The 12111-nt window shown below is 52.1% G+C and carries 12 protein-coding genes; 2 read left to right on the top strand and 10 right to left on the bottom strand.

Annotated elements, in window-relative coordinates; translation table 11 throughout:
- Positions 1–169 precede the first annotated feature (169 nt).
- Both ACY2RQ_RS12935 and ACY2RQ_RS12930 read left to right on the top strand, forming a co-directional pair.
- Entirely contained in the window at positions 170–646 is a 477-nt protein-coding gene (locus ACY2RQ_RS12935; protein ID WP_490113402.1) for an NYN domain-containing protein, read from the top strand.
- Between the two features lie 320 nt (positions 647–966).
- Positions 967–1731 (top strand): cysteine hydrolase family protein, encoded by a 765-nt coding sequence (locus tag ACY2RQ_RS12930; RefSeq protein WP_490113401.1) that lies wholly within the window; start codon positions 967–969, stop codon positions 1729–1731.
- A gap of 112 nt (positions 1732–1843) precedes the next feature.
- Here the strand turns inward: ACY2RQ_RS12930 and ACY2RQ_RS12925 are convergent, their stop codons facing one another.
- From ACY2RQ_RS12925 to truA, 10 genes are all read right to left on the bottom strand, one after another.
- A complete protein-coding gene (locus tag ACY2RQ_RS12925; RefSeq protein ID WP_490113400.1) occupies positions 1844–3040 on the bottom strand; it encodes an O-succinylhomoserine sulfhydrylase in 1197 nt (398 codons plus the stop codon).
- An 83-nt stretch (positions 3041–3123) separates the two neighbouring features.
- Entirely contained in the window at positions 3124–4635 is a 1512-nt protein-coding gene (gene purF / locus ACY2RQ_RS12920) for an amidophosphoribosyltransferase (RefSeq protein WP_490113399.1), read from the bottom strand.
- A gap of 114 nt (positions 4636–4749) precedes the next feature.
- A complete protein-coding gene (locus tag ACY2RQ_RS12915; protein ID WP_490113398.1) occupies positions 4750–5244 on the bottom strand; it encodes a CvpA family protein in 495 nt (164 codons plus the stop codon).
- A gap of 100 nt (positions 5245–5344) precedes the next feature.
- Positions 5345–5848, bottom strand: a complete 504-nt coding sequence (locus ACY2RQ_RS12910; RefSeq protein WP_490113397.1) for an SPOR domain-containing protein — start codon at positions 5846–5848, stop codon at positions 5345–5347.
- A 69-nt stretch (positions 5849–5917) separates the two neighbouring features.
- Positions 5918–7330 (bottom strand): bifunctional folylpolyglutamate synthase/dihydrofolate synthase, encoded by a 1413-nt coding sequence (locus ACY2RQ_RS12905; RefSeq protein ID WP_490113396.1) that lies wholly within the window; start codon positions 7328–7330, stop codon positions 5918–5920.
- Positions 7331–7415: 85 nt separating this feature from the next.
- On the bottom strand, positions 7416–8357 hold the full coding sequence (gene accD, locus ACY2RQ_RS12900; RefSeq protein WP_490113395.1) for an acetyl-CoA carboxylase, carboxyltransferase subunit beta: 942 nt from the start codon (positions 8355–8357) through the stop codon (positions 7416–7418).
- Positions 8358–8453: 96 nt separating this feature from the next.
- Positions 8454–9263 carry a tryptophan synthase subunit alpha gene (gene trpA, locus ACY2RQ_RS12895; protein WP_490113394.1) on the bottom strand — a complete coding sequence of 270 codons (810 nt, stop codon included), beginning with the start codon at positions 9261–9263 and terminating at the stop codon, positions 8454–8456.
- 11 nt (positions 9264–9274) lie between these two features.
- Positions 9275–10489 (bottom strand): tryptophan synthase subunit beta, encoded by a 1215-nt coding sequence (gene trpB, locus ACY2RQ_RS12890; RefSeq protein ID WP_490113393.1) that lies wholly within the window; start codon positions 10487–10489, stop codon positions 9275–9277.
- Positions 10470–11126 (bottom strand): phosphoribosylanthranilate isomerase, encoded by a 657-nt coding sequence (locus ACY2RQ_RS12885; RefSeq protein WP_490113392.1) that lies wholly within the window; start codon positions 11124–11126, stop codon positions 10470–10472. The genes trpB and ACY2RQ_RS12885 overlap by 20 nt, the downstream gene beginning before the upstream one ends.
- Before the next feature lie 38 nt (positions 11127–11164).
- The gene (gene truA / locus ACY2RQ_RS12880) at positions 11165–12082 is read right to left on the bottom strand and encodes a tRNA pseudouridine(38-40) synthase TruA (RefSeq protein WP_490113391.1); all 918 of its coding nucleotides are present in this window, start codon (positions 12080–12082) and stop codon (positions 11165–11167) included.
- Between the last annotated feature and the right edge of the window lie 29 nt (positions 12083–12111).

Raw genomic sequence — 12111 nt, 5'->3', positions numbered from 1 at the left:
TGAACCCGCCCCCTTTTATAAGTTCGACTACAGATAATATTATGTGAGCTATAAAAATGTTTTTTGAAAAGGGGGATTAATGAACTTCAATATCTCGTATAGTAGATTAGACAACATATAGTTCATATATATGAACTGTTAGGCTTCTCAACAATACCGGAATTCAATAATGGATAAAGTTGCGCTATTTATTGATGTACAAAACGTTTATTACACATCTAAGCAAACTTATAGACGGAATTTTGATTACAATAAGTTTTGGAGGATTTCTACAGATGGAAGAGAAGTCGTAAAGGCTATTGCCTATGCCATTGATCGTGGTGATAAAAAGCAGTATGAGTTTCAAAATATTTTGAGAGCAATAGGCTTTGAGGTAAAGCTGAAGCCTTTTATTCAAAGGTCTGATGGTTCTGCGAAAGGTGATTGGGATGTAGGTATCACTATCGATGCAATGGAATACGCGAACCTAGTAGACATTGTCGTTTTAGTTTCAGGAGATGGCGACTTCGACCTTCTTGCCAAGAAGCTTAGAATTGATTGGGGCAAGAAGGTTGAAGTATATGGTGTACCAAGTTTAACATCTACTGCATTGATTAATGCTTCAAGTGAATTTATTCCAATTAATGAGACACTACTACTCAAATAGTTAATTGACCGCAGTCAAAAGCCTAATAAAAAAATCCAGGTGACGCCTACGGCGCACCTGATCTGGGCTAAATTCCATTCATCAAACTTATCGAGTTAATTATATAGATTTACTTACAAAGAGTAAGTTGCCAAGATTAATATATAAAATAAAAACAGCAAATTTTACGCCCCTGCAACATTTTTAGAATATAATAATTCAGTCGTAATTATGTTGAGCTGCCTTCATCATGAATAACATTCGAGAATGGTTCAGTTTAAAGATTATTTTACTGAGCATCAGTTTACTCTTCACAATCATTTTCTATTCTTCATACATACATGCATGCAGGGATTAATGAACTCATCCATGAAATTAATTCTAGATTACTGCATGGAAGAAAAGTTGCAATACTAATTATCGATATGCAGTCTGCTTTCAAACAGAGTTTTCACCCTTTAGAAAGATACGACCAAGTAATTAGTCGTCAAGCAAGGCTTCTAGCAGAATTCAATAACAATAATGATGTTACATTCATAGATGTACACTACTCTGCAGAAGGGAAAACATATGGAGAAACTATTCCTGATCTCAGGGAACAACTCATGAGGAAAAACTTCTATCTAATATGGAATAAAACAGAAGATAGTGCTTTTCGTGGGTTTAACTACTATCACAAAATTGAAAGTGGGATTAATGATAAAAAAGTTGGCGACATGGACAACCAAATGATCGATTATATTCGTGAAAACCATATTAGCGATTTAGTTGTCACAGGCTGTTTTTCCGATGCTTGTGTCGCTAAAACAGCGATCGACGCCACAAAAGAAGGTTTGTTCGTTATAGCAGATAGCGACTTTATGGTTTGTGTAAATATTCACAGCAGCTCACTAACTTTAAGTGAATCACTTTTAACAGTTTTCATGTCAACGACAAGAGATATCTGGGAAAGAATCGGAAAAAATTATCCAGAATTATTATCAAAATTCGGAGTGGATATAGAAAGCAAACTTTTGGACAGTCGTAAATTATGGCGTGAAATAGCTTCTGATAATGATAGATTAACATTCATAGAGCCTGACCAGACACGACCACCTTGCCAATAATCATCCAGCTCAAAGAATGGAGTAAAAAAGTAAAAAGGGGTCAGGTTCATTTTTGATTCGACTTTAATGTGCCTGACCCCATTTATCGCACTTTTAATGAACCTGACCCCTTTTATCCAAGCCTGGAGAGACCCCGCTCAATATCCGCCTTCAGGTCTTCAACATTTTCCAGACCGGCGGCAATACGGACCAGCCCCTCAACAATCCCCGCCTTCTGTTTGTCTTCATCGCTTAAACGGCAATGGGTTGTCGTCGCCGGATGGGTCGCGGTACTGCGGGAATCCCCCAGGTTGGCGGTACGGGAGATAATCTGCAGGCTGTCGATCACCGTCCAGGCCGCTTCCCGGCCACCATCCACCTCAAAGGAGAGCACACCGCCATAACCCTGCTGCTGTTTGCGAGCCAGGGCCGCACCGGGATGATGGGGCAAACCACAGTAATGGACGTCCATCACCTTGGGGTGCTCCGCCAGCCACCAGGCCAGCTGCTGGGCATTACGACAGTGAGCATCCATACGCAGCTTAAGAGTCTCCAACCCTTTCAGTAGCACCCAGGCATTGAACGGGCTCAGGCTCGCACCCGCCGAACGTTGCCAGATCTGCATCGGCTCGATCAGCGCCTTTCGACCCAGGGCAATACCGCCCATACAACGACCCTGTCCATCAATAAATTTGGTGGCCGAGTGCACCACAATATCCGCCCCCAGGCTCAGGGGCTGCTGCAGGGCCGGTGTGCAGAAACAGTTGTCCACCACCAGCAGGGCATCAGCATCATGGGCAATCCTGGCAATGGCTTCCAGATCTGCTACATCACACAGAGGGTTGGACGGTGTTTCCAGAAACAACATCTTTGTTTCCGTAGTCACTGCATCCTGCCACTGATCAAGGCTGGTCAGGTCAACAAAGGTGGTTGTCACACCAAAGTTGGCCAGGGTCTTGGCAAAGATGGTCACCGTGGTACCAAATACACTGCGGGAGCAGACCACATGGTCACCGGTTTTCAGGTGGGACATGCATACACCCAGAATGGCCGCCATTCCCGAAGAGGTAGCACAGCCTTCTTCCGCCCCTTCCAGCGCCATCATCCGGGTTTCAAACATGCGAACACCGGGGTTGGTGTACCGGGAATAGACATTCCCTTCTTCCTCACCGGCAAACACCGCTGCCGCCTGGGCTGCGGAGTCATAGACAAAACTGGATGTCAGGTAAATCGCTTCGCTGTGCTCTCTTTCGGCGGAACGCAGGGTTCCGGCCCGTACAGAAAGGGTTTCAAACGCTAAAGCGTCCAGGGAGTCGGGGCCATTGCTCATACTTGATATCTCTTGTTGAGCACAGGCAGCGTTAACAAAAACGCTGCCTGGCTGTTTTTCCGTTATGCAGACTGGCTCTTTGTTCAAGCCGACTGGTTATGCACATCTATAACGGATTCATCACTCTCGGATGCGGTTTTCGCCTGATCATTACGGGCCATGGCCAGCTGGTTCAGGTACACCTCATCGACATGGCCGGCCTGGTAACGGCCATCAAAGACAGAGCAGTCAAACTCAGTGATATCCGGGTTATCCGCCTGCACAGAATCAATCAGATCCGGCAGCTCCTGGTAGATCAGCCTGTCTGCGCCAATCAGCTCGGCAATCTCATCCACTTCCCGGCCATGGGCAATCAGCTCGGTGGCCACCGGCATATCAATACCGTAAACATTGGGATAGCGCACTTCCGGGGCGGCGGAGCAGAAATACACCTTCTTCGCACCGGCTTCCCGGGCCATTTCAATAATCTGGCTGCATGTCGTGCCGCGGACAATGGAATCATCCACCAGCATCACGTTCTTGCCCCTGAACTCCTGGGAGATGGCGTTGAGTTTCTGCTTCACCGACTTCCTGCGCTGGGTCTGGCCCGGCATAATAAAGGTGCGGCCAATATAGCGGTTTTTTACGAAGCCTTCCCGGTAGCTGACCCCAAGAACATTAGCCATTTCCAGGGCGGCTGGACGACTGCTGTCTGGTATAGGCATGATTACGTCAATATCATGGTCCGCCCATTCTCGCTGGATTTTTTCCGCCAGCTTCTGGCCCATACGCAAACGGGACGTATATACGGACACGCCATCCATAATGGAATCCGGACGGGCAAAGTAAACATACTCAAAAATACAGGGGGTATGCCTGGCCTCGCCACTGCACAGACGGGTATGCACCTTGCCATTTTCGTCGATCAGGATCGCTTCGCCGGGCTGGATATCCCGCACAATCTCAAAGTCCAGAGCACTCAGGGCTACGGACTCGGAAGCGATCATATATTCGGTGCCCGCTTCTGTCTGACGGGAACCGTACACCAGGGGGCGGATGCCGTTGGGATCGCGGAACGCCACCAGACCGTGGCCGTTTACTACGGCAATAGCAGCGTAGCCACCCTGACAGCGGGTCAGCACATTGGCAACGGCATTAAAGAAGTGCTCAGGCTGGGGTTTGTACTGCTTGTGCCTGTGCAGCTCATGGGCAAATACGTTCAGCAGTATTTCAGAGTCAGAGCTGGTATTGATATGACGCAGTTCGGTACGGAACAGATCATTCTTGAGGTCTTCAGCATTGGTCAGGTTACCGTTGTGGGCCAGAGCAATACCGTAGGGTGAGTTGACAAAAAACGGCTGGGCTTCAGCAGAGCTGGAGCTGCCCGCCGTGGGGTAACGGACATGGCCGATACCGATATTGCCCTGCAGACGCTTCATATGGCGGGTATGAAACACATCCTTGACCAGACCGTTGTCCTTACGCAGATGAAAGCGCCCTTCATGGCAGGTCATCATACCAGCTGCATCCTGGCCCCTATGCTGCAATACCGTTAATGCATCATAGAGTTCCTGGTTAATCGAGCTGGTTGCAGAGATCCCGACAATACCGCACATGGGTGTTTATACCTCATTTCATTCAGCGGGGAGGCCCACACTGCCATTGAACACGGGTGCGACTCTTTCTTTTTATTTGCTCAAGAGCATGCCACACCGGGAAAACCATTCACATTAACGGGCAAAGAGCGGCGCCAGGGTTTCCATGGCCAGCCTCTTTACCCAGTCAGAAACCATCTCAAAATGAGGAACCATTGCTGAATCCTGCCACCAGGTATCCTGCCGGACCGGCATATAAGCGGCAATGCCCACCAGCATGGTAACCAGCAATACCCCCCGCAGAGCGCCGAAAATCATGCCCAGGGCACGATCGGTCCCGGTCAGGCCGGTGACTTCCACAAGTTTTCCAATCACGGTATTGACCAGCCCGCCGGTCAGCAGAGTGGCTACAAATAACAGAGCAGCCGCAGCAATCACCCGCAGGGAGGGGGTGGAAATATATTGCTCAAACATAAGAGCCAGGCTGCCACTGAACAGCCAGGCAATAATAATGGCGGCAATCCAGGTCATCAGCGACAGGACTTCCCGGAAAAAACCACGGGACAGGCTGATAAGTGACGAAATCACAACAATAGCCACAATGGCCCAGTCAACCCAGGTCAAAGTCATGAAATCTCTCGTTAGGGGTGGATATCCCGGGCATTGTATCAGTAATCAGGTACGTCGGTCAGCGTAAAACGCTCTGGTTTTCGGTTAAAAACGGTATCCCTCAGGGACGGAAACGAACCAGCATACCCTTCAGGCGATATTCCTTCCCGATCTTCTCGCGGAAGCCCACCAGCAATTCTTTACGCAGCTCTGGCCCCACATAAACCCGGTGCAGGGTCTGTCCTTTGGAGTTCACGCCCGCGCGGGTGTAAGCCCGGTAACCGCCATCACGGAGTTTATCCTGCAACTCTATCGCGTTGGTTTCTCTGGAGAAAGCCGCAAGCTGCAGGGTCCAGCTGACAGGGATACCCTGATCATCCAGGGTTGGCCGGTCACCGGCCGCTGGGGGAGCCTGTTCAAAGTCCGTGGGTTCTTCAGGCAAAGGGGAAAGTTTCTCGATGCGACTGACATACCTGGGTATCTCCCCCTGGGGCGGAGGCTCCGGGATGGTCAGGGTCAGTTCACTGGAAGGCAGGTCCCGGTCGAATAACAGCGGATATACCACCACAGCCATAGCGATGAGCACCAGAGCCCCCATCAACCGCTGTTTACGCTTGTGCTCCATTCTCTGTCCTTCCTGCTGCCATCCACGGCTTAAAACCAGATATATACCGGGATAATACCCGGACACTTGTCAGGCTGTCGATGCGCCATCCAGGTCCAGACAGGCAAGCGCCTCGGCCACGGTATGAAAAGACCCGAGAACAACAACAGCCTCACCAGTTTTCGCAGTGGCAAGGGAAACCTTAAGCGCTTTGGCAACGGAACCGTAACAGGTCACCACCTCGCCAGCGCTGATAAGAGCATCAGCCAGTTCCGCACCACTGCGGGTACGGGCTGCGTATTCCACGCTGGCCACATGCCAGTGGCGGAAACAACCGGACAGTGGCTCGATAACACCGGCCATATCCTTATCGTTTAACATGCCCAGTACGGCCTGTGGCTGCCCGGGAATATCCTTTACCCGTTCAGCCAGATAACGGGCCGCCTGGGGATTATGAGCCACATCCAGAATCACTGTAACCGGCTCCCCTTTTTCGTTTACGGTTTCAATACGCTGGCAACGCCCGGAAAGATGAACCTCAGACAGTCCCTGACGAATATGATCATCGGTTAATGGCAGATTACCGGCCGAACGCAGCCACACCAGAGATTCAAGGGCGCAGGCCACGCTGGGAAGCGGCAAAGACGGATCAGGAAGATGATCAATAAGAACAGTGTCGCCCTGGGCTGTACGGCCACGGAAGCGGAAATCTTTTTCTTCTAAAGACGGCCTTTCTAAAGACGGCCTTTCTGAAGACAGCCTTTCTGAAACCAGCTCGAAAGCATCCTGATTCCGCAGCCCAACAGCCTGAATCTCTGCAATATAATGGCTCAGGCTTTGGGCCGGTTCCGCATCTCCGCAAATCGCCGGACGGCCACTGCGGAAGATTCCGGCTTTTTCACGGGCAATCTTGTCAATGGTATCCCCCAGCCAGGCCTGGTGATCCAGATCAACCGTAGTAACAATGCTGATATCTGCATCAACAATATTCACCGCATCCAGACGTCCGCCAAGACCAACCTCCAGCAGAATTACCTCAACCTTTTCCCGAATAAAAATATCCAGGGCGGCCAGAGCGCCAAACTCGAAATAACTGAGGAAGTCATCTCCCCGTAAGGCTTCAATACGGGCAAAAGAGTCACAGATTGGCTGATCCGCCACCATCTCACCATCAATGCGAATACGCTCGTTAAAGACGCGCAGGTGGGGAGAGGTCCAGGCACCGGCACGGATACCGGCAGCCCGCAGCATGGCAGCCAGACAGGCCACAGTACTGCCCTTGCCATTGGTACCGGCAACGGTAATCACTTTGACAGGGCGTTTCTCGGAAAAGAATTCGTGAGGAAGTAATTTTCTGGCAGCTCTGTCCGCCCTTTCCAGACCAAGCATCATTTCATGCTCAGGGCGACGGGCTTCAAGGAAGGATAACCAGGTATTGAGGGAGTCTGCAGACTCCGGGCAGGCCGGAGTCTCAGAAGGTACTGCGGAAGTATCTTGGTTCATCGCTGTATAGCGTGCCGGTTAGAAATCCAGCCCGTTTAATTACAGCGATTCTTCCCTCTTTACAAGCAGTCTTTTATTCGTGCTTTCAGGCAGCGCCGGCAGCTTCTTCCGGATTTTCAATATCGAAGCCCGCATCAGCTTCCGCTGTTTTGGCTACACCGCTGGCTCTATGGGCACCCATACGACGCAGGCAGCGCACCAGGGTTTCTTTCATATCATGTCGATGGACGATCATATCCACCTGGCCGTGTTCCAGCAGGAACTCACTGCGCTGGAAACCTTCCGGCAGTTTTTCCCGTACCGTCTGCTCAATAACCCGGGGGCCGGCAAAGCCGATCAAGGCACGGGGTTCAGCAATATTCATATCACCCAGCATGGCCAGACTGGCGGATACGCCACCGTAAACCGGGTCGGTCAGCACGGAGATATAGGGAATTCCGGCCTGCTTCATTTTCTCCAGAATCGCGCTGGTACGAGCCATCTGCATCAGGGAGAACAGGGCCTCCTGCATACGGGCACCACCACTGGCGGAGAAACAGATCAGGGGAATATTGTGCTCCAGACAGTACTCACCGGCGCGGACAAACTTCTCGCCCACAACCGTACCCATGGAACCGCCCATAAAGGCAAATTCGAAAGCCAGGGCCAACACCGGCAGATCATCTATATGCCCTTTCATGCACACCAGGGCGTCTTTCTCACCGGTGGCCTTCTGGGCCTGGGCCAGACGGTCCTTGTACTTTTTGCTGTCCCGGAATTTCAGCCGGTCTACCGGCTCCAGGTCAGCGAACATCTCTTCCCGGGTATCTTCCGCCAGCAGACGCTCAAGGCGCACACGGGCGGGGACACGCATATGGTGCTCACACTTCGGGCAGACATCCAGATTGCGCTCAAGCTCAGGACGGTACAGAACCGACTCACACTTCACGCACTTCTTCCAGAGTCCTTCCGGAACACTGCTTTTCCCTGCCTGCTTCCCGGTGCGGGACAGGGAGGGAACAAGTTTATCTAGCCAACTGCCACTCATGAAACGTTCCAGTTATTCAGTTGATCCCTGTTAACCACAGCCCCGCACTAAGCGGGGTCGGGTCACTGATCGATGGTATCGTAACGATGCTGGCGTTTATTGCGCCGCCGCATCTATGGCCTGGCGCATCTCGTTCAACCGGGCAGCCACCGCTGCGCTGGCGTCGTCGAAATTACTGTGGGAAGCCAGTTCTTTCACCAGCGCCGAACCCACAATCACCGCGTCCGCAGTCTGGCTGATCGCCGCTGCCGACGCACCGTCACGAATACCAAAACCTACACATACCGGCAGACTGGTAAAGCTCTTGATATGCTCCACCCGCTCTTTCACCTCATCAACATTGAGGTTGCCGGCCCCTGTCACTCCCTTGAGTGACACGTAATACACATAACCGCTGGAGAAAGAGCAGATATTGCTGATGCGTTCATCAACCGTATTGGGGGACAGCAGGAAGATTGCGTCCAGCCCCTCTTTTCTCAATGGTTCCAGCAGCTGTTCTGAGTCCTCCGGAGGAATATCAACCGCCAGCAGGCCATCAACACCGGCCTCGGCCGCGCTCCGGGCGAACGCGTCATAACCCATAATCTCAATCGGATTGAGATACCCCATCAGGGCAATTGGTGTGACATTATCCTTTTTCCTGAAGGCCGCGACCATTGCCAGAACGTCAGCAAGTGTAACGCCCTGTGACACAGCCCGCTGATGGGCCCGTTCAATGACCGGTCCATCGGCCACCGGATCGGAGAAAGGAATACCCAGTTCAATAATATCCGCGCCTGCCTCCACCATGGCGTGCAGAAGAGGAACCGTAGCTTCGGGGCCAGGATCTCCCGCTGTCACATAGGGGATCAGTCCTTTGCGACCTTCGCTCTGCAGACGCGCGAAACAGGCATCAATGCGACTCATAGCTTTTCCCCTTACAGTGTGATGCCATCAATGGCGGCGACAGTATGCATGTCCTTGTCACCACGGCCGGACAGGTTAACGATAATGCTCTGATCCGGCGTCATGGTGGGTGCCAGCTTGGTGACATAAGCCAGAGCATGACTGCTTTCCAGAGCCGGAATAATCCCTTCAAACTGGGTCAGGTCATGGAACGCCTGCAGGGCTTCGTTATCCTTGATATACGGATACTCCGCCCGACCGATTTGCCGCAACCACGCATGCTCAGGGCCAACACCGGGATAGTCCAGACCGGCAGAGATGGAATGGCTCTCGATAATCTGTCCGGCGTCATCACACATAATATGGGTACGGTTCCCCTGCAGCACACCTTTACGCCCATCGCTGAAGCGGGCCGCATGTCTGCCGGTTTCCACACCCTCACCTCCGGCTTCCACACCGAAGATTTTTACGTCCTTATCATCGATAAAGTCGGTAAACAGCCCCATGGCGTTGGAACCGCCACCCACGCAGGCCACCAGGGCATCGGGCAGTTTACCTGTCATATCGAGAATCTGGCGACGGGCTTCCCGGCCAATAACACTCTGGAAGGTGCGCACCATTTTCGGATACGGATGCGGACCACAGACAGTACCCAGCAGGTAGAAGGTATTGTCGACATTGGTGACCCAGTCCCGCAGGGTCGCATTGATAGCGTCCTTTAACGTTCGGGAACCATTCTCCACGGGAACAACCTTTGCACCCAGAAGCTTCATGCGGTAAACATTGGCAGCCTGGCGTTCAACATCCTTGGCTCCCATATAAACGACACATTCCAGACCAAGACGCGCGGCTACAGTCGCTGTGGCAACACCATGCTGGCCTGCTCCGGTTTCCGCGATAATACGGGTTTTGCCCATACGTTTTGCCAGCAGAATCTGGCCGACAGCGTGGTTGATTTTATGGGCTCCGGTATGATTCAGGTCTTCCCGCTTCAGATAGATCTGGGCACCGCCGAGCTCACGGGACCATCGATCAGCATGATACAAAGGCGACGGACGCCCGACATAGTGGGCCAGATCCCTGTCAAACTCTTCTAGGAATTCCGGATCACCGATAAATTTCTCAAAGGCGTCTGATAATTCCTGCACCGCAGGCATCAGTGTTTCCGGAATAAACCGACCACCAAACTCGCCAAAATAACCGCGCTCATCCGGCTGGTTGTATCGCTCATCGTCTTTCACGGACATTGCGGACCTCTTCCATAAACCCACGTATCAGGGTTTCGTCTTTTATTCCCCGGGCACTCTCAACGCCGCTCGAAACGTCAACAGCCCAGGGGTTTATTGCGACCACTGCTTCGGCCACACTGGCCGGGGTCAGACCACCGGCCAGAATCAGGGGAACATCCAGGTGGCGGGGGAAGCGTTTCCAGTCAAAGGCTTCGCCGGTTCCGCCATATATACCGGGCGTAAAGGAGTCCAGCAAGAAGGCTGACGCGCCGGGCCACTGTTTCAATTCGGCCGCCACATCCATACCATCTTTCACCCGTACAGCCTTAATCCAGGGCAGATCCCACTGGCTGCAAAAACCGTTGGTCTCATCACCGTGAAACTGCAGTACATCCAGATTAACCTGTTTGAGAATGCTTTCAATAAAATCAGGTTCCGGATTCACAAAAACACCTACGCGGGTGACCCGCCCGGCCACGGCATTAGCAATTTCTGTCGCATCCTCTGCGGAAATATTACGTGCGCTGGGGGAATAGAACATCAGTCCAATGGCATCAGCCCCACAGTCCGCCGCCAGCACCGCATGTTCGCGCTGGCGCAGGCCGCAGATTTTTACCCGTGTTCTTTCTTCTGAAACAGACCTGCCATCAAACATCTTTTTCTATCCTGTACAAGCGGTTATCACTGCTCTGTTTATCGCTGCTTCACCCCATCATTCAGCCCGGCCTGGGCCATTAACGGAGCAATAAAAGACGGCCCTATAGCCTCCCTGGGCAGATCAAATTCTTCCGGATACTGCACATCAACAAAGTACAGCCCCCAGGGCGCAGCTGTTACACCGCCGTCGCGGCGATCCCGGGCCTCAAGAACATCTTTCGCCCATACAGGTTCACGCTTCCCTGAACCTATGGCCATCAGGACACCGGCGATATTACGAATCATATGGTGGAGAAAAGCGTTGGCTTTTACATCCATCACAATCACATCACCAAATCTGTGCAGTTCCAGGTGTTCGATGGTCCGCACGGGATTTTTCGCCTGGCACTGCACCGCCCGATAGGAGGTGAAATCATGGGTTCCCACAAGATGGCTGGCAGCTACGCGCATACGTTCCACATCAAGGGGACGGTAATTCCAGGTAACCCCCCTGCTGAGATGGGCCGGTCGTATGGGGTTATTGTATATCACGTAGCGGTAGCGTCTTGCCAGCGCGGAAAAGCGCGCGTGAAAGTCTGTAGTGACCGGTTTTACCCAGCCCATGGCTATGGTATCCGGCAAATGGGTATTGCTGCCGTAGACCCAGCCCCGCTCGGAGCGTACAGAGGTGGTATCAAAATGAATAATCTGGCGGGAGCCGTGCACTCCGGCATCTGTGCGCCCTGCACAGACAACGGCTACAGGATGGTCGGCCACACGGCTCAAGGCTTTTTCAACATTTTCCTGAATGGTCGGCAGGCCGGTTTTCAGGGTCTGCCAGCCATGAAAAGCAGCGCCATCATATTCCACACAGGCCGCAAACCGGAAAACCTCGGGAGCCTGCTCAACCTGTGTCTGTTCAATGTCTGCCTGTACAGCTTTTGTCTGTCCGTCTGTCATTGTCTCGCTGACCATAAAAAAAGGCCGGTATGATATACCAGCCT

This window comes from Parendozoicomonas sp. 209JJ7-1, from assembly GCF_058147085.1.
Note: the sequence above shows the minus strand (reverse complement) of the source record. Positions and strands in the feature narration are given on the sequence as shown.

What these genes read in the sequence shown, in the direction of transcription:
- ACY2RQ_RS12935 (WP_490113402.1), top strand. Translation starts at nt 170, where the DNA reads ATGGATAAAGTTGCGCTATTTATTGATGTACAAAACGTTTATTACACA.
- ACY2RQ_RS12930 (WP_490113401.1), top strand. Translation starts at nt 967, where the DNA reads ATGCATGCAGGGATTAATGAACTCATCCATGAAATTAATTCTAGATTA.
- ACY2RQ_RS12925 (WP_490113400.1), bottom strand. Translation starts at nt 3,040, where the DNA reads ATGAGCAATGGCCCCGACTCCCTGGACGCTTTAGCGTTTGAAACCCTT.
- purF (WP_490113399.1), bottom strand. Translation starts at nt 4,635, where the DNA reads ATGTGCGGTATTGTCGGGATCTCTGCAACCAGCTCGATTAACCAGGAA.
- ACY2RQ_RS12915 (WP_490113398.1), bottom strand. Translation starts at nt 5,244, where the DNA reads ATGACTTTGACCTGGGTTGACTGGGCCATTGTGGCTATTGTTGTGATT.
- ACY2RQ_RS12910 (WP_490113397.1), bottom strand. Translation starts at nt 5,848, where the DNA reads ATGGAGCACAAGCGTAAACAGCGGTTGATGGGGGCTCTGGTGCTCATC.
- ACY2RQ_RS12905 (WP_490113396.1), bottom strand. Translation starts at nt 7,330, where the DNA reads ATGAACCAAGATACTTCCGCAGTACCTTCTGAGACTCCGGCCTGCCCG.
- accD (WP_490113395.1), bottom strand. Translation starts at nt 8,357, where the DNA reads ATGAGTGGCAGTTGGCTAGATAAACTTGTTCCCTCCCTGTCCCGCACC.
- trpA (WP_490113394.1), bottom strand. Translation starts at nt 9,263, where the DNA reads ATGAGTCGCATTGATGCCTGTTTCGCGCGTCTGCAGAGCGAAGGTCGC.
- trpB (WP_490113393.1), bottom strand. Translation starts at nt 10,489, where the DNA reads ATGTCCGTGAAAGACGATGAGCGATACAACCAGCCGGATGAGCGCGGT.
- ACY2RQ_RS12885 (WP_490113392.1), bottom strand. Translation starts at nt 11,126, where the DNA reads ATGTTTGATGGCAGGTCTGTTTCAGAAGAAAGAACACGGGTAAAAATC.
- truA (WP_490113391.1), bottom strand. Translation starts at nt 12,082, where the DNA reads ATGGTCAGCGAGACAATGACAGACGGACAGACAAAAGCTGTACAGGCA.